At 66.0% G+C, this 23,664-nt stretch carries 21 protein-coding genes and 1 riboswitch; of the genes, 18 read left to right on the forward strand and 3 right to left on the reverse strand.

The annotated features are described in order from the left end of the window. The first annotated feature begins 15 nt into the window (after positions 1-15). The 4 genes from hpnK to U5A67_RS20855 all read left to right on the forward strand — a co-directional run bounded on the left by hpnK (position 16) and on the right by U5A67_RS20855 (position 3,810). On the forward strand, positions 16-930 hold the full coding sequence (gene hpnK, locus U5A67_RS20840; RefSeq protein WP_321815852.1) for a hopanoid biosynthesis-associated protein HpnK: 915 nt from the start codon (positions 16-18) through the stop codon (positions 928-930). Continuing rightward, a complete protein-coding gene (locus U5A67_RS20845; RefSeq protein WP_415767888.1) occupies positions 927-2,018 on the forward strand; it encodes a lysylphosphatidylglycerol synthase domain-containing protein in 1,092 nt (363 codons plus the stop codon). The genes hpnK and U5A67_RS20845 overlap by 4 nt, the downstream gene beginning before the upstream one ends. A 112-nt stretch (positions 2,019-2,130) precedes the next feature. Further along, positions 2,131-2,712: a hypothetical protein gene (locus U5A67_RS20850; RefSeq protein WP_241024428.1), complete on the forward strand. Its 582-nt coding sequence runs from the start codon at positions 2,131-2,133 to the stop codon at positions 2,710-2,712. Between the two features lie 57 nt (positions 2,713-2,769). Then, positions 2,770-3,810 (forward strand): patatin-like phospholipase family protein, encoded by a 1,041-nt coding sequence (locus tag U5A67_RS20855; protein WP_205986505.1) that lies wholly within the window; start codon positions 2,770-2,772, stop codon positions 3,808-3,810. 30 nt (positions 3,811-3,840) lie between these two features. Here the strand turns inward: U5A67_RS20855 and U5A67_RS20860 are convergent, their stop codons facing one another. After that, entirely contained in the window at positions 3,841-4,485 is a 645-nt protein-coding gene (locus U5A67_RS20860) for a histidine phosphatase family protein (protein ID WP_321815729.1), read from the reverse strand. Positions 4,486-4,574: 89 nt separating this feature from the next. Further along, positions 4,575-4,675, forward strand: a riboswitch (cobalamin riboswitch). Between the two features lie 86 nt (positions 4,676-4,761). On the opposite strand from U5A67_RS20860, the gene U5A67_RS20865 reads away from it, so the two are divergent. The 14 genes from U5A67_RS20865 to U5A67_RS20930 all read left to right on the forward strand — a co-directional run bounded on the left by U5A67_RS20865 (position 4,762) and on the right by U5A67_RS20930 (position 19,768). After that, the gene (locus U5A67_RS20865) at positions 4,762-4,983 is read left to right on the forward strand and encodes a CbtB domain-containing protein (protein ID WP_205986454.1); all 222 of its coding nucleotides are present in this window, start codon (positions 4,762-4,764) and stop codon (positions 4,981-4,983) included. A gap of 12 nt (positions 4,984-4,995) precedes the next feature. Next, complete coding sequence (locus U5A67_RS20870; RefSeq protein ID WP_321815730.1) at positions 4,996-5,739, forward strand: CbtA family protein; 744 nt, start codon at positions 4,996-4,998, stop codon at positions 5,737-5,739. Between the two features lie 350 nt (positions 5,740-6,089). After that, on the forward strand, positions 6,090-6,779 hold the full coding sequence (locus U5A67_RS20875; RefSeq protein ID WP_205986506.1) for an ABC transporter permease: 690 nt from the start codon (positions 6,090-6,092) through the stop codon (positions 6,777-6,779). 10 nt (positions 6,780-6,789) lie between these two features. Further along, a complete protein-coding gene (locus tag U5A67_RS20880; RefSeq protein ID WP_321815731.1) occupies positions 6,790-7,503 on the forward strand; it encodes an ABC transporter permease in 714 nt (237 codons plus the stop codon). A gap of 36 nt (positions 7,504-7,539) precedes the next feature. Next, the gene (locus tag U5A67_RS20885; protein ID WP_415767897.1) at positions 7,540-8,355 is read left to right on the forward strand and encodes an ABC transporter ATP-binding protein; all 816 of its coding nucleotides are present in this window, start codon (positions 7,540-7,542) and stop codon (positions 8,353-8,355) included. Positions 8,356-8,389: 34 nt separating this feature from the next. Beyond that, a complete protein-coding gene (locus tag U5A67_RS20890) occupies positions 8,390-9,481 on the forward strand; it encodes a GlxA family transcriptional regulator (RefSeq protein WP_205986457.1) in 1,092 nt (363 codons plus the stop codon). Positions 9,482-9,714: 233 nt separating this feature from the next. Further along, positions 9,715-10,932 (forward strand): aspartate aminotransferase family protein, encoded by a 1,218-nt coding sequence (locus tag U5A67_RS20895; protein WP_321815733.1) that lies wholly within the window; start codon positions 9,715-9,717, stop codon positions 10,930-10,932. Positions 10,933-10,966: 34 nt separating this feature from the next. Continuing rightward, positions 10,967-12,067, forward strand: a complete 1,101-nt coding sequence (aruF, locus tag U5A67_RS20900) for an arginine/ornithine succinyltransferase subunit alpha (RefSeq protein ID WP_321815734.1) — start codon at positions 10,967-10,969, stop codon at positions 12,065-12,067. Next, positions 12,064-13,101 carry an arginine N-succinyltransferase gene (astA, locus tag U5A67_RS20905; protein ID WP_321815735.1) on the forward strand — a complete coding sequence of 346 codons (1,038 nt, stop codon included), beginning with the start codon at positions 12,064-12,066 and terminating at the stop codon, positions 13,099-13,101. The genes aruF and astA overlap by 4 nt, the downstream gene beginning before the upstream one ends. Positions 13,102-13,173: 72 nt before the next feature. Then, the gene (gene astD, locus U5A67_RS20910) at positions 13,174-14,637 is read left to right on the forward strand and encodes a succinylglutamate-semialdehyde dehydrogenase (RefSeq protein WP_321815736.1); all 1,464 of its coding nucleotides are present in this window, start codon (positions 13,174-13,176) and stop codon (positions 14,635-14,637) included. A 9-nt stretch (positions 14,638-14,646) separates the two neighbouring features. Next, complete coding sequence (gene astB / locus U5A67_RS20915; protein WP_321815737.1) at positions 14,647-16,011, forward strand: N-succinylarginine dihydrolase; 1,365 nt, start codon at positions 14,647-14,649, stop codon at positions 16,009-16,011. Further along, positions 15,995-17,038 carry a succinylglutamate desuccinylase gene (astE, locus tag U5A67_RS20920; protein WP_321815738.1) on the forward strand — a complete coding sequence of 348 codons (1,044 nt, stop codon included), beginning with the start codon at positions 15,995-15,997 and terminating at the stop codon, positions 17,036-17,038. Before astB ends, astE begins: the two co-directional genes overlap by 17 nt. A 229-nt stretch (positions 17,039-17,267) precedes the next feature. Further along, positions 17,268-18,068, forward strand: coding sequence for an ABC transporter substrate-binding protein (locus U5A67_RS20925; protein WP_205986464.1), 801 nt, complete (start codon positions 17,268-17,270; stop codon positions 18,066-18,068). Positions 18,069-18,430: 362 nt separating this feature from the next. After that, positions 18,431-19,768, forward strand: coding sequence for an EAL and HDOD domain-containing protein (locus U5A67_RS20930; RefSeq protein WP_415767889.1), 1,338 nt, complete (start codon positions 18,431-18,433; stop codon positions 19,766-19,768). 96 nt (positions 19,769-19,864) lie between these two features. Here U5A67_RS20930 and U5A67_RS20935 read toward each other — a convergent pair whose 3' ends face one another. Together U5A67_RS20935 and U5A67_RS20940 are read right to left on the reverse strand one after the other, a co-directional pair. Then, the gene (locus U5A67_RS20935; protein WP_205986508.1) at positions 19,865-21,307 is read right to left on the reverse strand and encodes an HDOD domain-containing protein; all 1,443 of its coding nucleotides are present in this window, start codon (positions 21,305-21,307) and stop codon (positions 19,865-19,867) included. Positions 21,308-21,355: 48 nt separating this feature from the next. Continuing rightward, on the reverse strand, positions 21,356-23,389 hold the full coding sequence (locus U5A67_RS20940) for a GGDEF domain-containing protein (protein ID WP_321815739.1): 2,034 nt from the start codon (positions 23,387-23,389) through the stop codon (positions 21,356-21,358). Positions 23,390-23,664 lie beyond the last annotated feature (275 nt).

Raw genomic sequence — 23,664 nt, forward strand, 5'->3', positions numbered from 1 at the left:
TCTGCGCAGCCGGCCATCGCGCCCGAAGCGGATCGCGCGCTCATCTTCACCGCCGACGATTTCGGTCTGCATGCGCGCGTGAACGCGGCGGTCGAGCAGGCGCATTGCGAGGGCGTGCTCAATGCCGCGAGTCTGATGGTGGCCGCGCCCGCGGCCGCCGATGCGGTGGCGCGCGCGCGGCGTCTGCCGTCGTTGCGCGTGGGCCTGCATCTGGTGCTGGCCGATGGCGCGTCGATGCTGCCGCGCACGCAGATTCCCGCGCTCGTCGACGCCGATGGCCGCTTCGGCGACAACATGGTGCGCGACGGCTTTCGCTTTTTCTTTCTGCCGCATGTGCGCGCGCAGCTTGCGAAAGAGATTCGTGCGCAGTTCGAAGCGTTCGCGGCGACCGGGCTCGCGCTCGATCACGTGAATACGCACAAGCATTTTCATCTGCATCCCACGGTGCTTGCGCTGATCCTCTCGATTGGCCGCGAGTATGGTTTGCGCGCGATGCGTCTGCCGCTGGAGGCGGGCGCGCCATTCGCGTTGCGGCCGTGGCTGGCGCTGGTGCGCTCGCGTCTCGCGCGCGCGGGCGTGGCGCATAACGACTACGTGGTGGGCATCGCCCACACCGGCGCGATGGACGAAGCGGTGCTGCTAAACGCCATCGCGAATCTGCCGGCGCAGGGTGTAGGCGAGATCTATTGCCATCCGGCTGCGGCCAGCGCAACGGACGCAGCGCCGATCACGCCTTCCATGCAGCACTACCGGCATGCCGATGAACTCGGCGCGCTGATCTCGCCGCGCGTGGCCGAAGCGCTCAAGCGCAGCGGTGTGCGTCACGGCGGCTTTACCGACGTGTTTTTCGCATCCGATGCACGTACCGACGCACATACCGACGCACCCACGGCCGCGCGCGGCGTGCGGGAGGCGCGGGCGTCATCATGAAGTGGCTTCAGTGGCTGGGCCTGCCGGTCGGGATCGCGATCCTTATCGGCCTCGCGGTGCACGACGGCGCGCACGATATCGCGCGCGTGATCGGCACGGCGGGGCCGGTGCTGCTCTGGCTTGTGCCGTTTCACGCGCTGCCGTTGCTGCTCGACGCCTACGCGTGGCATCTGCTGCTCGACAAACGCGCGCCGCTGCGTTTTCTCTGGTGGATCGCGACGGTGCGCGAAGCCATCAACCGTCTGCTGCCCGCCGTGGGCGTGGGCGGCGAGATCGTCGGCGTGCGGCTCGCGCGCTGGCACGTGCGCGATAGCGATGAAGCGCAGGACGCGCGTGCGATGAGCGAAGTCACGGCATCGGTGATCGTCGAGGTGTTCGTGACGATTGCCGTGCAGTACGCGTTCTCGGCGCTGGGCGTGGTGCTGATCGTGGCGGCGACCGGCGAATCCGGCTCGCTGCGCACCATCGTGACGATTGCGCTCGCGTTGCTGCTCACCGCGCCGCTGCCCGTTCTCGCGGTGTTCCTGCTGCGCCGGGGCGGCGTGTTCCATGCGATCGAGCGCTGGGCCGCGCGCTTTTTCGGCGCCGATAATCCCGTCATGCTCGGCATCGACGGCAAGCAACTCGACGCCGATCTCGACCGGTTGATGTCGCGCACCGGTCTGATGGTCCGTGCGTTTTTCTGGCAGCTGGGCGGCTATATGCTGGGCGCCTTCGAAACCTGGTGGGCGCTTGTGCTGCTCGGCCATCCGGTGACGGTGGGCGAGGCGCTCGCCATCGAGGCCATCACGCAGGCGGTGCGCCACGCGGCCTTCATGGTGCCGGCGGGACTGGGCGTGCAGGAGGTGGCGGTGGTGCTGCTCGCGCAGCTTTTTGGCGTGAGCCAGGAGGTGGCGTTTTCGCTGGCGCTGGTCAAGCGCATGCGCGAGGTGGTGTTCGGTGTGCTTGCGCTGCTGTCCTGGCAGGCCGCCGAAATCGTGCGCACGCGCCGCAACGTGAGCGGCGAATTAAGCGGCAACCTGAGCGGCAAATTGAGCGCGCGCCCGCACGTATCGACGCGTCCCGCGCGCCACGATCGCACGCTTTGAAGGTACATTGTGGGAAGTAAGCGCACGCTGAGCCCGAGCTTGAGCCCGGCTTGAACCCGATTCCCAGCGTGCGCGCGACCTTCAACCGACGCGGTAGCCCGATCTTCACGCCATGTCGCCCACTCAACGTTCCAGGCGCTCGCTGGGCGCCGGACTCGCCATGCTGGCGGCGCTCACGCTCTGCGGCTGCGACGATCGCCGGATCGATTCGATGCTCGATACCCTGCGCCAGGCCTTCAGGACTTTCTTCGATTCGGTGAAGCCCGACGCGCTGCTGCTCAAAGGGCTGACGCCCGGCGTTTCGACGCTCGAACAGGTGCGCGCGCAAATGGGCAAGCCCGAAACCGAACGCGTTTTCGACGACGGTTCGCGCCGCCTCGAATATCCGCGCGGGCCGCAGGGGCTCAAGACCTATATGGTCGATATCGGCCCGAACGCGCGCCTGGTGGCGATCACGCAGGTGCTCACGGCGCAGAGTTTCGCGAAGGTGCGCATCGGCATGAGTCAGGACGAGGTACGGAGGCTACTGGGCAAGCCCGGACAAGTGGCCGCGTACCGGCTCAAGCAGGAAACCGTCTGGAGCTGGAAGTGGCTCGAGGGCGGCGTCACGCCCGAAGCATATTTCAACGTGCACTTCGGCCCGGATGGGCAGGTGACGACGACGTCGCGCTCGGATGTGATGCGCGGGCATTAGATCGAACATGAGGTTGCAGGACGCAATCGCAAAAACAACAAGCTGGAGGTGCGCATGGTGATGCATCGGCGACGGCCCCCGCGTGTGGGGCTCGTGCTGGGCGGCGGGGCGGCGCGCGGCTGGGCGCATATCGGCGCGATTCGCGCGCTGGAAGAAGCCGGCATCAAGCCGGATGTGGTGTGTGGCACGTCGATCGGCGCGCTGGTGGGCGCGGTCTACGCGAACGGCGATCTCGACTGGCTCGAGGACTGGGTCGGCAAGCTCACGTGGCAGACCGTGGTGCGCCTGCTCGATCTGCGTTTTTCGGGCGGGCTGCTGGGCGGGCGCAAGGTGATCGACCTGTTCGCGAAGCAGTTCAACGGACGCGCCATCGACGATCTCAAGATGCCGTTCACGGCCGTGGCCACCGAACTCGATACGGGCCGCGAAGTCTGGCTGCGCGAGGGCGGCGTGGTGGACGCGGTGCGCGCCTCGATCGCGATTCCCGGCATCTTTACGCCGATCTGGCATGACGGCGTCTGGCTTGTCGATGGCGGGCTGAGCAACCCGGTGCCGGTTTCGGCGGCGCGTGCGATGCGTGCGGATACCGTGATCGCCATCGATCTCAATCACGACATCCTGAATGGCCGCGACCTGGGCGGCGCAATCGACACGGTACCGCGCGAGACGCCGGTGGAAGTGCCGCGTGCCGGCGAAGCGGGGCCGGTGGAGGCCGCCGCGGCCGCTGCCGCAGCGGCGGCAGCCGATGGCGCGCCCACTGAACCCGCGCCGCTGCTACGCCGCAACGGCAAGCGCTTCCCGAGCTGGCTGCAGCCGTCGGGCGCCGCCGCGCTCGGCAGCCCCGACGTGCGCGTGGCGCCGCCGCCGAGTACGCGCGTGCCGTCGATGCTGAGTTCCATCGCGCAGAGTATCGACATCATGCAGGTGCGCATCACGCGCAGCCGCCTCGCTGGCGAGCCCGCCGATGTGCTGATTCAGCCGCGCCTGGGCGGCATGGGGATTTTCGATTTCCATCGCGCCGGACCGGCCATAGCGGAAGGGCGCGCGGCCGTGCAGTACATGCTGCCGGCGATCAAGGCGCAGTTGGGGCTGGATTGAGGGCGCGAGGGCATGAAGGCGGGCTGGGCTTCAGGCTGATGCGACCCACACCCATCCGCTTGAAGTCCGGCGCAATTGCGTCACCGAAAGCGGCGCGATCTCCAGTTGCCGGAACGCGGCGGACGGCGCGTCCAGCGCATGCAGCACCGCGGCGCGAATCACGCTGGCGTGCGTGAAGGCGACGAGGGACGCATCGGCGTGGGCGTCGGGCAGGGCGTCCAGCCAGGCGCTCACGCGCTCGCGCACCGCCTCGAACGATTCGCCGCCGCCGGGCGGCTGGAACGCCGGATCGCGCGTCCATGCGGCCAGCGCATCGGGCGTTTCCTGCGCGATGTCGATCAGACGGCGGCCGCTCCACGCGCCATAGGCCGTATCGCTTAACGCGGGTTCGATCCGGGCATCGAAGCCCGCCGCCGCGGCGCTCGCGCGAGCGATAGCAGCAGGACTCGTCAGCGCACGCGGCGCGCTGCGTCCGCTTTCATCGCTCTCACCGCTTCCATCGATAAGCGCCGCCCAGCGCGTGCGCCACGCTGCGACGGCTTCGACCGCGCGCACATCCAGCAACCGAGCGGCATCGATATCGAAATCGCCATCGTCACCCGAAGCCGCGCCGAACACGCCCGCCTTGAGCGCGGCATTCGCCGCATGGCTGATCAGCCAGACCTTTATCGCCATCCTGTTTCCTTACTCGCCGATTCGTCGTGTATTACATTCGTGCCGCGTCGCCCTGACGCAGCGCGTAGAATACAGGCTGCACGTCACACGGAAGCCGGTGCAAACCCGGCGCGGTCGCGCCACTGTGACCGATTGTTTTTGCAGCCTGCCGTCCCGCAACAAGCCCGCAACAAGCAAACGGAAGTCAGACCCGCGTGACGTACGCACCACCCGGTGCACACACCTCAATCGTTTTTCAACGACCCATCGGGGCGCGTAACCCCAGGAGAAGTCATCATGTCCGAAGCCGTCCTCGACGCGGCCCATGTTCCCGCCGCCACCCCGGCGCCCATCCCTCTGCGCGAAATTCTGCCCTGGGCCATTTTCGCGGGTCTCATGCTGTTGCTGGCGCTGTATTTCGTCGGCGCGGAGCAGGGCGCGACCTCGCTGGTGCCGGGCATGTACGTCCACGAATTCGTCCACGACGGCCGCCATCTGCTCGGCTTTCCCTGCCACTGACCGGGAGCTGACATGGTAGGCAAGCTGTTGGTACGCGGGATGCTCGCTGGCATCGCCGCGGGACTGCTCACGTTCTCGTTCGCGAAATTCGCGGGCGAGCCGCAGGTCGATCAGGCCATTTCCTTCGAGGAAAAAGCCGACGCCGCCAAGGGCGAAGCGCCCGAGCCCGAACTCGTCAGCCGCGATGTGCAGGCGAGCTACGGCCTCTTTACCGGCGTGATGGTCTATAGCGCGTCGATCGGCGGGCTGTTCGCGCTGGTGTTCGCCTATGTGCGCGGCCGCACGGGACCGATTTCGGCGCGCGCGCTGTCGATGTGGCTCGCGCTCGCGGCCTTCGTCGCGATCTATCTGGTGCCGAATATCAAATACCCGGCGAATCCGCCTTCGGTGGGCGACCCCGACACCATCGGATTTCGCACCGGCCTGTTCTTTCTGATGATCGCGATTTCGCTCGCCGTCACGGTGTTCTCGCTCAAGGTGCGCGCCGCGCTGGCGGCGAAGTGGGGCGGCTGGAATGCGTCGATTGCGGCGCTCGTGCTGTTCGTCGTCGTGATCGGCGCGATCCAGGCCGCGATGCCGACGATCAACGAAGTCCCGGGCGCGTTCCCGGCCGTGCTGCTGTGGAAGTTCCGCACCGTGGCGATCGGCATGCAGGCGATTCTCTGGAGCGTGGTGGGGCTGCTGTTCGGCGCACTGGTCGAGCGTCTGGAGCGCGCCAGCGTGCGCGCCGGTTCGCTGGCTGCACGCCGCGCCTGACCTATTCGAGCGGCGAATACCTTAGGGTATTCCCGCGCTGAACCCTGCCGCACCTCGGGCTGCGCGTCTATCGCAAAAGCGACCCGAAACTTGTCAAAACCCACTCGACGCCCCGCTTGCCGGGGCGTTGTCTTTTCCGCTTTCAATTTCATCGCAGCCCTGACAGCGCGGGCGAAAAGCCCGGCCAGGCGCGCCTGTCGCCCGACGAGCCGTAAATGCTGCGCCGCAACACGGCGCCGCTTGCGGTTTGAGCAATCTTTTTGGCCTTGCGACGATCCGCGCCAATCCCCCAGGCGCCTTGCATGAGCGATGTGCACCCGGGTTCGAACAACGACTTTGCGGAGACGCGCGTGATCCTCTACGGTTTTGGCCCGGTGCTGCTCGCTGGCACGATCCAGACGATCGAACTTTCGCTGCTCTCGCTCGGCGTGGCCGTGCTGCTCGGTCTGGCGGGCGCGGCGGCGAAGCTCTCGTTCAACCGGCCGCTCGCGGCCATCGCGACGGGTTACACGACGCTGATCCGCTCGGTGCCAGATCTCGTGCTGATGCTGCTGCTGTTCTACAGCATCCAGATCGGCGTGAACGAGGCCACCGACGCGCTCGGCATGGCGCAGATCGACATCGATCCGTTCGTGGCCGGCGTGCTCACGCTCGGCTTCATCTACGGCGCGTATTTCACCGAGACCTTTCGCGGCGCGTTTCTTTCGGTGCCGCGCGGGCAACTGGAAGCGGGCCACGCTTACGGCATGAGCGGCGCGCGCGTGTTCGCCCGCATCATGTTCCCGCAGATGATGCGTTTCGCGCTGCCGGGCATCGGCAATAACTGGCAGGTGCTCGTGAAGGCGACGGCGCTGGTCTCGATCATCGGTCTCGCCGATGTCGTGAAGGCCGCCCAGGACGCCGGACGCAGCACCTTCAATCTGTTCTTCTTCCTCGTGATTGCCGCGGCGATCTATCTCGCGATCACGACCGTCTCGAACTTCGTGCTGATCTGGCTCGAACGCCGCTATTCGGCGGGCGTGCGCCACGCGCAACTCTGAGGACCGCGCCATGAACGAAATCCTCCAGCAATTCGGCCGCGCGTTTATCTACTGGGACGGCGAGCATGTCTCCGGCCTCGCGATGACGCTCTGGCTGCTCGTGATCTCCGTGGCCTTCGGCTTTGTCTGCGCGGTGCCGCTGGCGGTGGCGCGCGTCTCGAAGCGCCGCTGCATCTCGCTGCCGGTGCGCTTCTACACCTATGTGTTTCGCGGCACGCCGCTTTACGTGCAGTTGCTGCTGATCTACACCGGCGTCTACAGTCTCGCCTTCGTGCGCAGCGATCCGCTGCTCGACGCCTTCTTTCGCAGCGGCCTGAATTGCGCGATTCTCGCCTTCGCGCTCAACACCTGCGCCTATACGACCGAGATCTTCGCGGGCGCGATCCGCGCGACCTCGCACGGCGAAGTGGAAGCGGCGCGGGCCTACGGCATGAGCCCGTTCACGATGTACTGGCGCATCATCCTGCCTTCGGCGCTGCGCCGCGCACTGCCGCTGTACAGTAACGAAGTGATCCTGATGCTGCACGCCACCACGGTCGCCTTCACGGCGACGGTGCCCGACATCCTCAAGGTCGCGCGCGACGCCAATTCCGCCACCTATCGTTCGTTCGAATCGTTCGGCCTCGCGGCGCTGATCTACTGTGGCGTATCGTTTGTGCTGGTGGCCGCGTTCCGCCGCGCGGAAAAACGCTGGCTCGGCTATCTCGCCGTGCGCACGCGCTGAAACCATCCGTTTGAATCAAGCTTAATTCTGGAGACCATCTTGCCTCAGACGACGACCCAAGCCGCCCGCGCTTTCGCCGCTACGGACAGCAAACTGATCGCGCGCGACATCCACAAGCGCTATGGCGACAACGAAGTGCTCAAGGGCGTTTCGCTCGATGCGAAGAAAGGCGACGTGATCAGCATCATCGGCGCGAGCGGCTCGGGCAAGAGTACGTTCCTGCGCTGCATCAATTTCCTCGAAAAGCCGAACGCCGGCGAGATCGTCGTGGACGGCGAAGCCGTGCGCACCAAAGCCGGCCGCAACGGCGACCTGGACGTGGCCGATCACAAGCAGTTGCAGCGCATCCGCACCAAGCTCGCGATGGTGTTCCAGCACTTCAATCTCTGGTCGCACATGAACGTGCTGGAGAACGTGATGGAAGCGCCCTTGCACGTGCTGGGCGTGCCGCGCAAGGAAGCCGAGGAACGCGCGCGCGAGTATCTGGAGAAGGTGGGTCTCGCGCCGCGCGTGGAGAAGCAGTATCCCTCGCATCTTTCGGGCGGCCAGCAGCAGCGCGTGGCGATTGCACGGGCGCTGGCGATGCACCCGGACGTGATGCTGTTCGACGAACCGACATCCGCACTCGATCCCGAACTGGTGGGCGAAGTGCTCAAGGTCATGCAGAAGCTCGCCGAGGAAGGCCGCACGATGATCGTCGTCACGCACGAAATGGGTTTTGCGCGCAACGTCTCGAATCATGTGATGTTCCTGCATCAAGGGCGCACCGAAGAAGAGGGCGCACCCGCCGATGTGCTGGGCGCACCGAAAAGCGAGCGCCTGCGCCAGTTCCTTTCGGGCAGTCTCAAGTAAGCTGCCGGCAACCAGGTTTACGTTGTTCCCGCCGATGAATCGCCCTGCAGCTTCTGCTTCACCTTCCACGCCCGCCGCGTCGCCCGCGCCGGGCGGGCCCGCGCGCGCGACGCGCACCACGCAGGTGGCGATCGTCGCGTTGCCGCCGGTGTCGATGTCGGGCGTCGGGCCCATTGTCGATGCGCTCAATCTCGCCAACGAGATCGACGGCCGCGCGCTGTACCGCTGGCAGATGTGTTCGTGGAACGGCCGTCCCGTGCCGCTCGCGGGCGGCGCGCAATGGCCCGCCGATGCCGCGTTCGGCGACGGCCTCGCCTGCGACTGGCTGATCGTCGTGACCGAGCGCTACCAGCAGTTCGCGGATTACCGCCTGTTCCTCGCCAGCCTCGCGCGCGTGGGCCAGCGCACGCCGCTCGTCACCGGCATCCATCACGGCATCTGGTGGCTGGCGATGGCGGGGCAGTTGCAGGGCTATCGCGTGGCGGTGAACTGGGAAACCTACCAGCAGTTCGCCGAGCAGTTCGAGCGCACTATCGTCACCCAGCATATTTACGAGATCGACCGCGATCGCGCGACCTGCGCGGGCGGCCAGGCGACGCTCGATTTCATGCTGGCGATGATCGGCCGCGAGCACGGCCCGGAACTCGTGGACCGGATCGCCGATGCGATGGGCGCAAGCACCTTGCGCAGCGGCGACGAGCGTCAGCGCATTCCGTTCGTGACCGCGCCCGGCGAGCGCCATCCGCGCCTGAACGACGCGCTGATGCTGATGGAAGCGAATATCGAAGACCCGCTCACCACCGATGAAATCGCTGGTCACGTGGGCGTGTCGCGCCGTCAGCTGGAGCGGCTGTTCCGCCAATACCTGAACGCGATGCCGTCGAAGTACTACCTGGGTCTGCGGCTTGCGAAAGCGCGTTCGCAGTTGCAGCGCACCAGTAAATCGGTGGTGCAGATCAGTCTGGCGTGCGGGTTTTCATCGGCGGCGCATTTTTCCAATGCGTATCGCGAGCGCTTTGGCGTGACGCCGCGCGAGGACCGCCGCAACTGGATCGAGCGCCAGCACGGCGGCGCGGCGCAGGAGCCGCGCGCCGGGGCGCTGGTGGAGCCGCCGGAGCAAGCTTAGCGGCAAGCCTGGCGGCAGGGTTTGACGCGCGCGCCGCGACAAACCTTGTCAAATCCGCCGCATCCGACGAAAAAACGCGTCGCCCATACGCAAGACGTTTGCCGCGCGGTTGCCTACACTGCAAGCCATACGTATCTCATCCGTGCGCACGGGGCCAGCACGAAAAGCGATAGCGCCCCGTGTGAGCACTGTGTACTACCCCATTCGAGCCAGAGCGCCAGAGAGGATTAGCCATGAACGACCAGACTGTGAGCCGTGAGACTTTCGACGAAGTGATGGTGCCGTGCTTCTCGCCCGCGCCGTTCGTCCCCGAGCGCGGCGAAGGCTCGCGCGTGTGGGACACCGCCGGGCGCGATTACATCGACTTCGCCTGCGGTATCGCGGTGACGTCGCTGGGTCACGCGCACCCGGAACTGCTGAAGGTCTTGCACGAGCAGGGCAGCAAGCTCTGGCACATCGGCAACGGCTACACCAACGAGCCGGTGCTGCGCCTCGCGAAGAAGCTCGAATCGCTGACTTTCGCCGATCGCGCCTTCTTCGCCAATTCGGGCGCGGAAGCCAACGAAGCCGCGCTCAAGCTCGCGCGCCGCGTGGCGTTCGATCGTCACGGCGAACAGAAAGCGGAAATCGTCTCGTTCACGCAGTCGTTCCATGGCCGCACGTTCTTCACCGTGAGCGTGGGCGGACAACCCAAGTACTCCGAAGGATTCGGCCCGATTCCGCAAGGCATCGTCCATCTGCCGTACAACGATATCGAAGCCGCGAAACGCGCGATCGGCCCGCAGACCTGCGCGGTGATCGTCGAGCCGGTGCAGGGCGAAGGCGGCGTGATTCCCGCCGATCCGGCCTTCCTGAAAGCGCTGCGCGAAGCCTGCGACGCGCACGACGCGCTGCTGATTTTCGACGAAGTGCAAACCGGCGTGGGCCGCACCGGCACGTTCTACGCGTACGAAGACACGGGCGTGACGCCCGATATCCTGACCACGGCGAAGGCGCTCGGCAACGGCTTTCCGATCGGCGCGATGCTCACGACCGAAGCGCTCGCGGCGCACTTCAAGGTGGGCGTGCACGGCACGACCTACGGCGGCAATCCGTTGGGCGCGGCGATCGCGCACAAGGTGGTCGAACTGATCAGCGATCCGGCCGTGCTGGCGGGGGTGCGCTCGCGTGGCGAAGCGATCCGCGCGAAGCTGGCGGCGCTCAACGAACGTTTCGACGTGTTCCGCGAAGTGCGCGGCAAGGGTCTGCTGATTGGCGCCGAACTCAATGCGCGCTTTGCCGGCCGTGCGAAGGACTTCAACACGGCGGCGGCCAACCGCGGCGTGATGATGCTGATCGCCGGTCCCGACGTGCTGCGCTTCGCGCCGTCGCTCATCATGCCCGAGGCGGATCTGAACGAGGGCTTCGCGCGCCTCGAACAGGCCTTCGAAGACGTGCTCGGCGCGCGCTGAAGCGCCGCGCCATTGACCAGAACCAGGACCGACGATGCTATTCGTTCGCCCCGCAAGGCTCTCCGATCTCGATGCGATCGCCCATATGGCGCGCACCGCGCAGCCCGTGCTGCACTCGTTGCCGCACGACCGCGCGGCGCTGGAGGCGCGCATCGCGCTGTCCGAAGACTCGTTTCGCGCGGATGTCGACTTTCCCGGCGAGGAGTTCTATCTCTTCGTGCTCGAAGACTCGGCGACCGGGCGGCTGGTGGGCACCTCCAGTATCGTCGCGGCAGCGGGTTATTCGGAACCGTTCTACGCATTCCGCAACGACGCGCTGATCCACGCCTCGCGCGAACTGCACGTGAACCGCAAGATTCACGCGCTCACGATGTCGCACGAACTCACCGGCAAAAGCCGCCTTGCGGGCTTCTATATCGATCCCGCATTGCGCGGCGATGCAGCGGCGCATCTGATGTCGCGCGCCCGCATGATGTATGTGGCGATGAACCGCCGCCGCTTCACGCCCGAAGTGTTTTCGCTGCTGCTGGGCGTGACCGACGATCAGGGCGTCTCGCCGTTCTGGGAAGCGGTCGGGCGCAAGTTCTTCGGCCGCGATTTCAAGGACATCGAAATGGCGTCGGGCGGCCGCAGCCGCACCTTTATCGCCGAAGTCATGCCCGCGTATCCGATCTACGTGCCGCTGCTGCCGGAAGCCGCGCAGCGCGTGCTGGGCGAGCCGGACCCGAGCACCTTGCTCGCTTACGAGATCCATCTGGAAGAAGGTTTCGAGCCGGACGGTTACGTCGATATCTTCGATGCGGGCCCGGTGCTGACCGCGCAGGTGGATCGCACCGCGTCGGTCGCGGGCAACCAGACGCGCACGGTGCGCGAGCGCGCCGCGCATGCCACGCAAGGCGTGGCATGTCTGGTCGCGAGCCAGCAGGGCGGCGAGTTCCGCTGCGCGCTGGCGACGCTGCCCGCGCTGCCGGTGGCCGCAACGCATCGCGGCGCGCATGCGGTACACGGCGACGCGCCGCTCGACGCGGCCACGCGCGCCGCGCTCAATGTGCAGGATGGTGAAGCGGTGCGCTGTGCGCCGCTGTATCGCCAGCAGGAAGATAACGAGGATGCATCGATGGGAGAGACGCAATGATCGTAGTACGCGTCGTGCAGACGGGCGATGTGGACGCGCTCGTCGCGCTTGCCCAGGAAACCGGCCCCGGCCTCACCACCTTCAAGCCCGACCGCGACGCGCTCGCGGCGCGCATCGAACGCACGCGCCGCACGCTCTCGGGCGAGGCGCTGGCGGCCGAAGCGGGCTACTTCTTCGTGATGGAAGATACGGCCACGGGCGATGTAGCGGGCGTTTGCGGCATCGAAACCGCGGTGGGCCTCACGCAGCCGTTCTACAACTACCGCGTGAGCACGGTGGTGCACGCAAGCCAGGATCTGGGTATCTGGACGCGCATGCGCGCGCTCAATATCTCGCACGATCTGACCGGTTACGCCGAAGTGTGCTCGCTGTTTCTCTCGCCGCGCTATCGCACGGGCGGTATGGGCGGGTTGCTGTCGCGCTCGCGCTTCATGTTTATCGCGCAGTTCCGCGAGCTGTTTCCCGAACGCATCTGCGCCGAATTGCGCGGCCATTTCGATGCGGAAGGCACCTCGCCGTTCTGGCGCGCGGTGGGTTCGCACTTCTATCAGATCGACTTCAATGCCGCCGATTATCTGAGCGCGCATGGCCGTAAGTCCTTCCTCGCCGAGCTGATGCCGCGTTATCCGGTCTACGTCGAGCTGCTGCCCGACGAGGCGCAGGCCTGCGTCGGTCTCACGCACGCGGATACCGTGCCCGCGCGCCGCATGCTCGAAGGCGAAGGGCTGCGCTACGAAAATCACGTCGATATCTTCGATGCGGGCCCCGTGCTCGAATGCCATATCGCCGACTTGCGCACGGTGCGCGAGAGCGTGCTGGTGCCCGTGCGCATCGGCACGCCGCAGGTGGCCGAAGGCGATGAGCGCGTGCGCTCGCTGGTATCGAATACGTCGCTGGGCGACTTCCGCGTGGGCTTCGCGCCGGGCGTCGTGCAGGACGGCGCCTTCACGCTGGGCGCGCAGGAAGCGGCGGCGCTGAACGTCAAGGAAGGCGAGCAGGTGCGCGTGCTGGCGGCGTCGCATGCGGCGCGGTAATGCAGTAATGCAGTAACGCGCTAACGCGGTCATGCGCAGTAACGCGGCCAAGAGCAGATAACAAGGATCACCATGAACGAGCTTTTCATCGATGGGCAATGGTGTGCGGCCAACGGTCCCGCCTTCGCTTCACGGAACCCCGGCACCAACGAAACCGTCTGGAGCGGCAAGGCCGCCAACGCCGAAGACGTCGAGCGCGCCGTGAACGCCGCGCGCCGCGCATTCCCCGCGTGGGCGCAGACGCCGTTCGAAACGCGCTGCGAAATCGTCAAGCGCTTCGCCGCGCTGGTGAGCGAGCGCAAGGAAGACCTCGCGCGCGCCATCGGCCGCGAAACCGGCAAGCCGCTCTGGGAAGCGCGCACCGAAGCCGCCGCGATGGCCGCCAAGGTCGGCATTTCGATCACGGCTTACGGCGAGCGCACCGGCGAAAAGCGCAGCAATATGGCCGACGGCGTGGCTGTGCTGCGTCATCGTCCGCATGGCGTGGTGGCCGTGTTCGGGCCGTACAACTTCCCGGGCCATCTGCCCAACGGCCATATCGTGCCCGCGCTGATCGCCGGCAATACGGTGGTGTTCAAGCCCTCCGAACTCGCGCCGGACGTTGCGCGCGCAACGGTCGAGATCTGGAAGGAAGCGGGCTTGCCCGCAGGCGTGATCAATCTCGTGCAGGGCGAACGCGAGACGGGCATCGCGCTGGCGAATCATCGTCAGATCGACGGGCTGTTCTTTACCGGCAGCTCGGACACCGGCACGCTCCTGCATCGCCAGTTTGGCGGGCGCCCGGAAATCGTGCTGGCGCTGGAGATGGGCGGCAACAACCCGCTCGTGGTCGCGCCGGTCGAGGATATCGACGCCGCCGTGCATCACGCGATCCAGTCGGCGTTTCTGTCGGCGGGGCAGCGCTGTACGTGCGCGCGCCGCATTCTGGTGCCGTCGGGCGAATTCGGCGACCGCTTTATCGAGCGCTTCGTCGAAGTTTCGTCGCGCATCGCGGTGGGCGAATACAATGCCGATCCCCAACCGTTCATGGGCGCCGTGATTTCGGCGCGCGCGGCCGCAAAGCTGATCGACGCGCAAACGCTGCTGCTCGCGCGCGGCGCGAAAGCCTTGTTGCCGATGCAGCAGCGCGACGCCGCGCTCGGCTTCGTCACGCCCGGCATTCTCGACGTGACGGGCGTGGCCGATCTGCCCGACGAAGAGCACTTCGGCCCGCTCGCGCAGATCATCCGCTACGCCGGTTTCGACGACGCCATCGCCCAGGCGAACAACACGGCCTACGGTCTGTCGGCCGGCCTGCTCGCCGACGATGCCGCGCTCTGGCAGCGCTTCTCGCGCGAGATCCGCGCGGGCATCGTCAACTGGAACCGGCCGACCAATGGCGCGTCGAGCGGCGCGCCCTTCGGCGGGCCGGGCCGTTCGGGCAACCATCGCCCGAGCGCCTTCTACGCCGCCGACTACTGCGCGTGGCCGATGGCCTCGGTGGAAAGCGCACAACTGCAGATGCCCGCGAGCGTTTCGCCGGGCCTTCAATTCTGAGGATCGACGATGAACTCATCCGCCAGGCGGGCCGCCACGGCACTTGAAGCCAATTTCGACGGACTCGTTGGCCCGACGCACAACTACGCCGGGCTGTCGTTCGGCAACGTCGCTTCGCAGAACAACGAGAAGTCGGTCGCCAATCCGCGCGCCGCCGCGCAGCAAGGTCTGCGCAAGATGAAGCGCCTCGCCGACCTGGGCTTTGCGCAGGGCGTGTTGCCGCCGCAGGAGCGTCCGTCGATTCGCCTGCTGCGCGAACTCGGCTTCACCGGCAAGGACGCCGACGCCATCGCGCGCGCCGCGAAGGACGCGCCCGAACTACTGGCTGCGGCCAGCTCCGCTTCGGCGATGTGGACCGCGAACGCGGCAACCGTCAGCCCATCGGCCGACACGCCCGAGCGCCGCGTGCATTTCACGCCCGCCAATCTGTGCAGCAAGCTCCATCGCGCCATCGAGCACGAGTACACGCGCCGCACGCTCGGCGCGATCTTCGCGGACCCGTCGCATTTCGTCGTGCACGATGCGCTGCCGGGCACGCCCGCGCTCGGCGACGAAGGCGCGGCCAATCACACGCGTTTTTGCGCGGAATACGGCACGCGCGGCGTGGAGTTCTTCGTCTATGGCCGCAGCGAATATCGTCGCGGACCGGAGCCGAAGCGCTTCCCGGCGCGCCAGACTTTCGAGGCGAGCCGTGCGGTCGCGCAGCGCCACGGCCTGAGCGAAGCGGATACCGTGTTCGCGCTGCAGAATCCCGATGTGATCGACGCGGGCGTGTTTCACAACGACGTGATCGCCGTCGGCAATCGCACGACGCTGTTTTGCCACGAGCGCGCGTTCGTCGACCAGAAGGCCGTCTACGAAGAACTGGGCAGCAAGCTGGGCGCACACGGCGCGCCGTTCAACGTGATCGAAGTGCCCGACTCGCAGGTGAGCGTGGCCGATGCGATTTCCTCGTATCTCTTCAACAGCCAGTTGCTGAGTTGCGCGGACGGCAAGCAGGTGCTGGTCGTGCCGCAGGAATGCCGCGAAAACCCGCACGTGGCGCGCTATCTCGACGAACTCACGGCAAAGACCGGGCCGATCGACGAAGTGCTGGTGTTCGATCTGCGCGAAAGCATGAAGAACGGCGGCGGCCCGGCGTGCCTGCGCCTGCGCGTGGTGCTCGACGAAGCCGAACGTGCTGCCGTCGCGCCTGGCGTGTGGATGAACGACACGCTGTTTGCCCGCCTCGATACGTGGATCGAAAAGCATTATCGCGATCGTCTCGCGCCGCAGGATCTCACCGATCCGGCGCTGCTGGTCGAGTCGCGCACGGCGCTCGACGAACTCACGCAGATTCTCGGCCTGGGCTCGCTCTATGACTTCCAGCGCTGAAGCGGTGCTGGCGGATTTTCTCGGCGCGACGCTCGCGGGCACGCGTCCCGCCGATGCCTCGCAGGCGCAGGGCGCGTGCGCGAACGACACGGTGCGCTGGCAATGGCTCGACGAAGGCGTGCTGCTGCTGGAGCCCGCGCGCGTGAGCGAAACCACGCCCAGCGTGCTGCTTTCCGCCGGCGTGCACGGCGATGAAACCGCGCCGATCGAACTGCTTGCGAAGATCGTCGCCGATCTTGCGGCCGGGCGTCTCGCGCTTGCGTGCCGGGTGCTCGTGGTGCTGGGCAACGTGGCGGCGATGCGCGCCGCGATGCGCTATCAGGACGACGACCTCAACCGGCTGTTTGGCGGGCGTCATGCGCGCGTGCCGCAAAGCCGCGAAGCGCCGCGCGCTGTCGCGCTCGAAGCGGCCGCACAGCGCTTTTTCGCGGCGGCGTCCACGCAGCCGGGCAGGCGCTGGCACCTCGACATGCACACGGCGATTCGCGCCTCGGCGTTCGAGCAGTTCGCCTTGCTGCCTTATACCGGGGGCGAACCTACGCGCGCCATGTTCGACTGGCTCGCGGATGCGCGCATCGCGGCCGTGCTGATCCACACGGAAAAGGGCGCGACGTACTCCTCGTTTACCGCCGATCACTGCGGCGCGACGGCCTGCACGCTGGAACTCGGCAAGGTGCGGCCATTCGGCGAGAACGATCTCGCGCGCTTCGCGAACGCCGACGCCGCGCTGCGCAGACTGCTTGCGGGCGCAACGAAAACGGATAACGCGCTTCTGCCGCGCGTGTTCACCGTGATCGGCCAGATCACGAAGCAGAGCGACGCGTTCGCGCTCAACGTGGCCGCCGATGTGCCGAACTTCACGCCGTTCGCGCGGGACACCGTGCTCGCCGAGGATGGCGCGTATCGCTACGTGGTCGCGCACGACGAGGAGCGCATCGTGTTTCCGAATCCCACTGTGAAGCCGGGTTTGCGTGCCGGTCTGCTGGTGGTGGAGACCACCGAAGCCACACTGGCGGCGCTGATCTGAGGCCCGCCTCAGGTTGGCGCACTTGCGTAGCTACGACACGCAATTGCATCTTCGCAGCAGGGCTGTTTGGCGGGCGCGCGCGCAAGGCGCGGTACAATCGCGCCCCTGCGGTTGCTGCGGCGCATCACAGAGGGTGCGATCGTTTGAGCCGCAATTTTGGCGCAGCGATCCTGTGCCGCGCCCCGCAAACCGACGGAGCGCACCGTATTTCGACTGGAAAGAGACATTGATGAACATGAACTGGAACAAGCTGGCCACTTTCGCGCTCTGCACGGCCGTCACCTTCGGCGCGGGCATTTCGGCAGCGCAAGCCGCCGACCTCAAGGAAATCCGCTTCGGCGTCGAGGCGTCGTATGCGCCTTTCGAATCGAAGTCGCCGAGCGGCGAACTGCAAGGCTTCGACATCGACGTCGGTAACGCCGTCTGCGCGAAGCTCAAGGTCAAGTGCGTGTGGGTGGAAAATTCGTTCGACGGCCTGATCCCGGCGCTGCAGGCGCGCAAGTTCAACGCCATCAACTCGGACATGACGATCACGGATCAACGCCGCCAGGCGATTGATTTCACCGATCCGATCTACGCGATCCCCAACCAGATGATCGCGAAGAAGGGCAGCCCGCTGCTGCCGACCGCGGAATCGCTCAAGGGCAAGCACGTGGGCGTGCTCCAGGGCACGATCCAGGAAACCTACGCGAAGGCCAAGTGGGCGCCGGCTGGCGTCGACGTCGTGCCTTACCAGACGCAGGACCAGATCTACGCCGATCTCGTTTCGGGCCGTCTGGACGCTGCGTTCCAGGACGCAGAAGCCGCATCGAAGGGCTTCCTGAACAAGCCGCAAGGCGCAGGCTTTGCCTTCGCGGGCCCGCAGGTCGTCGACGCGAAGCTGCTCGGCGAAGGCGTGGGCTACGGCGTGCGCAAGAACGACGCCGCGCTGAAGGCCGCCCTGAACGGCGCGCTCAAGGACCTGAAGGCTGACGGCACGATCGACAAGATCGCCGCGAAGTACTTCGACGTGAAGGTCGTGCTGAAGTAAGCCACGACGCTGAAAAGCACCGCAGGACACGCTACCGGCCAGCTCTGTCTGGCCGGTATTTTTTACTCGATAAATAGTTCGGATTGCTGATTAGTGGTGTGCTCTGCCTTGCGTGAAAGCCCTACGCAACAGGCGCAGGACCCCTATAATTTTTGTGCAATTGAGTGTTTGCTTCATATGCTGGCCGTATTGGCCAGGATAGAATTGGTAAGGAAATAGTGGCCGCGACTGTTGTGTTTTAGCGTCATCGCGCACGTCAAAGCGCGGGACAACACGCATCGGCGGCCAGCAAGAACGAATCAGAAAAGAGACCACCATACGACCTTGGCGCCGCTTCTGGCACGGCGCCTCGCGGGGGAACCATGAGCTTCAGTGCCGTAGCCCGGCAGCAAGAGTCCGGCGTCGAAGGCGAACAGCCATCCTGCGGCCCGCTGGCCGATCCATATCAGGTCTATTTTGCGCGCCAGCCCCTGCTGGACCGCGATGGCATGTTGTGCGCGTACGAGACACTGCCGCGCGTCGTGCTCAGAGAAGTGCTTCATGAAGTCGACCCGCAGGCAACGGCCGCCGCCGCGCTGATCAAGGGCTTCTGCACGCCGGCTTTGCGCGCCGCCTTGTGCGGCCATCCGGCCTGGCTCGACGTCACGCGCGAAGTGCTGTTCGACGACAGGCTGCTGCGCCTCGCGCCCGAAAGCGTGATCCTCGAACTGCCGGTCGGCATTGGCGCGGACCCGGAACTCGTTGCGCGTCTCGTCGCCTTGCATGCGAAGCGCTATCGCTTCGCGCTCGACAACGTGACGAAGGCCGACGAATCGTTCGCGAAGCTGCTGCCCTATGTTGACGCCATCAAGCTCGACACGCGCGATATCGCGCCCGCGCTGCTGCCGAAGTTCGCCAGCGTGCTGAAGTCGGCGGGCAAGATCCTCGTTGCGCTCAACGTGGAAACGGCCGCCGACCACGATCGCGCTCACGCGCTCGGCTTCGACCGGTTCCAGGGCTATTACTTCGCGAAGCATCAGGGCGGTCTGCGCCGTGCGAGCGCGCCGCGACAGGCGCTGCTCAACCTGCTGCAACTGCTCGCGTCCGAGCCCACGGTGATGCAGCTCGAAGCGGAGCTCAAGCTCAATCCCGTGCTGGTGATGCACTTGATGCGCCTCGCGAATTCGAGCGGCTATGCGCTGGGCCGCCGGGTGACGACGCTGCGCGAGGCGATCAACGCCACGGGCACCAACCGCATCGCGCGCTGGACGCAATTACTGCTTTACGCCGATGGCCGCAAGGTCAAGCTCGAAGACGATCCGCTGCTGCAGCTGGCCGCCACGCGTGCGCGCTTCATGGAACTGGCTGCGGCCATCGTGCCGGAGGCCGGGCCGAGCGAAGAGGGCGCCGCGTTTCTGGTGGGCGTGTTCTCGTTCGTCGATGCGGTGTTCGGCGGCTCGATCGACAGCGCGCTCGAAGTGCTGCGCATCGCCAAGCCGATCCGCGCGGCGATCGCGCACCGCGAAGGCGTGCTGGGACGTCTGCTCGACGTGATCGACGCGCTGGAAAGCGGCGATTGGGCTACGGCCGATATGGCCTGCGCATCGCTCGCGCCGCTCGATCTGGGCGCAGCGGCCGAGCTTGCCTTGACGGCAGCGGCGTGGGCGGGCACCGCCGATCGCAACGCCGAGGCGCAAGGACTGGAGCGTATCGAGGATTGAGCGGGGAAGAAACGAGAGCGGAGCAGCGCGATGCGCCGTCGAGGAGAGGCGGGCGCGGCGCTCACGCCGCTACCCGCTCGAACTGGCCTGAAACGTTCAGGCCTTGACCGGACTGGCCGCGAAGAAGCGCGACAGTTCGTGCGCGAGTTCGTTGAGCGCGCTCATTTCCTTCTGCGAGATGCGGCGCGGTTCCTGGGTCAGCAGCCAGTCGCCGTAGAGCAGGGCGACGGGTGCATCGCCCTGGACGGCCACCGGCAGCAGCACGAAGGCGCGCGTATCGTCGAAGCGGGCGCGATACCAGCCCGGCAGACGCGCCAGCATTTTCGGGTCGCGCGCATTCTCGATGAAGATGCCCACCGAATTGGCGATGGCCAGATGGAACACATCGGGCTGGAACGCCGCGCTGAACGACAGCTTTTCCAGACCATCGTCCATCTGCGGACCAAAGCCGCGCTGCGCTTCGAACATGTTGGCGCCGCGCCGCACGAACACCACGGTGCGCGCAAAGCCCAGACCGGCCAGCACGGTTTCGGTGGCGAGCGTGAGCGCCGTGTTCAGCGAACTGTCGGGCGGCAGCGAGCGCAAGTCCACGACGCCCGCCGAAATACGCGCTTCCGGGTCCAGCGATTCGCGCGCGATGGCGTCGGCGTTCGCCCGCAATTCGACGATCTCGCGCATCACGCCGTCGTCGGCTTCCTCACGCGCGAGCGCAAGACTCATCTGCACCAGCGTTTCCGGATCGGTCGACAGCGCGCGGCCATAGAAGTGCGCGAGATCGGTGATGTGCTCTTCGCGCGTTTCTTCGGTGAGGCCCGGCGTGGTCAGCACGCGCGCGACTTCGGTCGAATAGTTGGTGATCGCGCGCAGCCACTGCACGTTGCGCGGCTCGGTGCCGGCCGGATCGAACTCGCCCATGCCTTCGCGGATCGCTTCGGGCAGACGCCAGCGCGAAGCCGCATCCTGGCCGATCTCGGCAAAGGTCACGCCGAGCACGTCGATGCAGGCTTCGTCCTCGCCCACGCCGTTGTCGCATTCGCGGCGGATCTGGTCCCACTCGGGTTCGAGATAGAACACCACCAGCAGCTTGCCGACCTGACGCATCAGCGTGCAGACCACGGCTTCCTCGCCGGCGCGCAGGTCGCCGCGCTCCGTGAGCTTGCGGGCCACGAAGCCGGACAGCATGGTGCGGTTGAGTTCGAGTTTGGCGTCGATGCGGCGCGGTGCGCTGTGATGGAAGTGATCGACGATCTTCAGGCCCACCACGAGATGGCCCACGGCATCCATGCCGAGCACCATCAACGCACGCGTGACGGTGGTGATGTTGCCGCCGAAAGCCATGTACATCGCCGAGTTGGCCAGACGCAGCACCTTCTGCGTGAGCGCGAAGTCGGACAGCACGACCTTCACGAGCGCGCTGAAGTCGTAGTCGTCGTTCGTCATGGCGGCGACCGTGGTGCGCAGCGATTGCGACAGCATGGGGAAGTCCCCGCGCTCGTTCATGCGAGCCCAGAGCCGGTCGAGCAGGACAGCCTTTACCATCTGAACCATGTCAATTTCGCTAATGCCCTGCGTGTATCGGTGTCGGCATCAGTGCACGCGGTGGACGTGCAGGGTGCGCGACTCGAAACGCTGCGAGAGCTCCTCCGAAGGCAACGCCTTGCAGACGAGCCATCCCTGGATGTGGTCGCAGCCCATCTTCGTGAGCAACTCGCGCTGCGCCTCGGTTTCGACGCCCTCGGCGACGAGTTCGAGTTCGAGCGTACGCGCAAGCCCCACTACCGCGTTGACGATCGCCTGATCGTTACGCGAAGTGAGCAGATTCTCGACGAAGCTGCGGTCGATCTTCAGTTTCGAAAGCGGAAAGCGCTGCAAATACGCAAGGCTCGAATAGCCGGTGCCGAAGTCATCCACAGCAAAGCGGATGCCCAGGCCCGTGAGCTCTTCGAGCAGCTTAACCGCATGTTGCGGGTCTTGCATCAGCAGGCTCTCAGTGATTTCGAAGACAAGCCGACGCGGATCGAGCCCTGTGAGCTGGATCGCCTCCTCTACGCTGTCCTTGAATCGCGGATTGCGGAACTGCTGCGGCGATACGTTGACCGCGATGTACTGCAAGGCGATGCCTTGCTCGTCCCATTGCGTCAACTGCATGCAGGCCGCTTTCAAAACCCAGTTGCCGAGATAATTAATCAGGCCGACGGATTCCGCAAGCGGAATAAACGTTGAAGGCGGCACGAGACCGTGCAATGGATGTTGCCAGCGGATCAGCGCTTCGACCCCGACCACCCCGCGCGTGATGCTGCTGGTGATGGGCTGGAAGTGCAGCGAGAACTCGCCGTTGCGCACGCCATCGTAGAGATCGGACTCGAGCTTCAGACGCAGCGCGTCGGTCGGATCGTTGTCGGGTACATGCAACATCAAGGTGTTGCCGCCCGCGGCCTTGGCTTGCTGCAGCGCCTGGTCGGCGCGGCGGATCAGCGGGGTCGGGTCAGCCGGCTTTTCAGTCGGATCGTCGGCCGTGCTGTCCGTATGCGCATCGTTGGCATCGCTGGCTTCATCCGCATGAGCCGGAGCGTGGATACGCTGGTCCGGATGGAACGCAATGCCGATGCTCGCCGACAGATGCACGGGCTGATCGCGGAACGTGTAGGGCTGCAGGATCGAGGTGAGCAGACGGCGCGCGAGCGCTTCGGCGGCCACGCGGATGTTGCCCGGTTCGCCGCGCAGTTGCGGCGTGATGAGAATCGCGAATTCGTCGCTGCCGATGCGCGCGATCAACTCGCCCTGCAAGGCGAGATGGGTCAGGCGGCGCGCGGTTTCGCGCAGCAGTTCGTCGCCGGCGTCATAGCCGAGCGCACGGTTCACGCGCTGGTAGTCGTCGAGATCGAGCAGCAGCAGGGCGACCGGCACGCCATGCGCGTCGGCTTCGGCCTGGGCCTGTTCGAGTGCGGGGCCGAGCGCGGCCTGGTTCGGCAGACCGGTGAGCGGATCGTGATGCAGCGCGTGCGTGAGACGCGCCTGCGCGCCTTGCCATGCGGAGACATCGAAGCCCGCAATCGCGAAGCCGTCCATGCCTGCATAAGACGCGCGCTGCACACGCAGCTCGACGGCCATCGGATAGGTCAGCGCCTTGATCAGATCGACGGTTTCTTTCTCCACGCCGCCGCTTTCCATCACGCGCACGAAGAGGGCGTCCAGACGCGCGAGATGTTCGGGCGCGACGAGGTCGTGCAGCGTCGCGCCGAGCAGGAATTCGCGGTGATAGCCGGCAAAGCGCAGGCTCGCGTCAGAAACATAAAGAAAGCGCAGGTTGCGATCGACGTGTACGAGGAAGTCGACGGCGCAAGCAGTCTGTTCGAACGAACGCGACACGGAATCCGAGGTGACGGCAGGCAGCTTCGACGTCGGCGCAATGGCCGTGCCCGATGCATCCTGCATCGCGTTCAGGCTGGCGGACTGCGCAGTCAGCGCAGCCAGATCCGCTGCGGCGGGAACGAGCGGCGCGCCGCCTGTCGCGGCGAGCGAAACGTCGGCTGCGCCTCGGCGGCCGGTGCGTGCCCGCAGTCGGCCCATGACCGTGCGTAGCCAGCCCGGGCGGGGCGCGGAGATCCTGTTCGCTTCCATGTGTTTCGCTGGCAACCTTTGTACTTAGTCGGCGTGTGTGCGTCGAGTCCGTCTCGCGGGGCGGGCGGATCGGCCACCGGCATGACACGCCCCATCAGACCGGGATATCGACCCCGTACACGAAATCTTTAGCGACCGCGCAGAAAAAACGACGAGATGGCCCGCTCATCGCCGCGGGCGATGCCAGCACGGCCAGATTCGGTTAAAGTGGCGCCGGTCGGACGTCCCCGGCGATGCAGGATGCATGCTCAGCGCCCCACGCGCAAGACTTTGCG

The organism is Paraburkholderia sp. J69-1 (assembly GCF_905220255.1).
Lineage (GTDB): Bacteria > Pseudomonadota > Gammaproteobacteria > Burkholderiales > Burkholderiaceae > Paraburkholderia.

Coding starts and splice junctions, on each gene's coding strand:
- astA (WP_321815735.1), top strand. CDS start 12,064: ATGATCGTAGTACGCGTCGTGCAGACGGGCGATGTGGACGCGCTCGTC.
- U5A67_RS20890 (WP_205986457.1), top strand. CDS start 8,390: ATGAATCGCCCTGCAGCTTCTGCTTCACCTTCCACGCCCGCCGCGTCG.
- U5A67_RS20880 (WP_321815731.1), top strand. CDS start 6,790: ATGAACGAAATCCTCCAGCAATTCGGCCGCGCGTTTATCTACTGGGAC.
- U5A67_RS20935 (WP_205986508.1), bottom strand. CDS start 21,307: ATGGTAAAGGCTGTCCTGCTCGACCGGCTCTGGGCTCGCATGAACGAG.
- U5A67_RS20895 (WP_321815733.1), top strand. CDS start 9,715: ATGAACGACCAGACTGTGAGCCGTGAGACTTTCGACGAAGTGATGGTG.
- U5A67_RS20930 (WP_415767889.1), top strand. CDS start 18,431: ATGAGCTTCAGTGCCGTAGCCCGGCAGCAAGAGTCCGGCGTCGAAGGC.
- U5A67_RS20870 (WP_321815730.1), top strand. CDS start 4,996: ATGGTAGGCAAGCTGTTGGTACGCGGGATGCTCGCTGGCATCGCCGCG.
- aruF (WP_321815734.1), top strand. CDS start 10,967: ATGCTATTCGTTCGCCCCGCAAGGCTCTCCGATCTCGATGCGATCGCC.
- U5A67_RS20850 (WP_241024428.1), top strand. CDS start 2,131: ATGTCGCCCACTCAACGTTCCAGGCGCTCGCTGGGCGCCGGACTCGCC.
- U5A67_RS20860 (WP_321815729.1), bottom strand. CDS start 4,485: ATGGCGATAAAGGTCTGGCTGATCAGCCATGCGGCGAATGCCGCGCTC.
- astD (WP_321815736.1), top strand. CDS start 13,174: ATGAACGAGCTTTTCATCGATGGGCAATGGTGTGCGGCCAACGGTCCC.
- astB (WP_321815737.1), top strand. CDS start 14,647: ATGAACTCATCCGCCAGGCGGGCCGCCACGGCACTTGAAGCCAATTTC.
- astE (WP_321815738.1), top strand. CDS start 15,995: ATGACTTCCAGCGCTGAAGCGGTGCTGGCGGATTTTCTCGGCGCGACG.
- U5A67_RS20845 (WP_415767888.1), top strand. CDS start 927: ATGAAGTGGCTTCAGTGGCTGGGCCTGCCGGTCGGGATCGCGATCCTT.
- U5A67_RS20865 (WP_205986454.1), top strand. CDS start 4,762: ATGTCCGAAGCCGTCCTCGACGCGGCCCATGTTCCCGCCGCCACCCCG.
- U5A67_RS20925 (WP_205986464.1), top strand. CDS start 17,268: ATGAACATGAACTGGAACAAGCTGGCCACTTTCGCGCTCTGCACGGCC.
- U5A67_RS20940 (WP_321815739.1), bottom strand. CDS start 23,389: ATGGAAGCGAACAGGATCTCCGCGCCCCGCCCGGGCTGGCTACGCACG.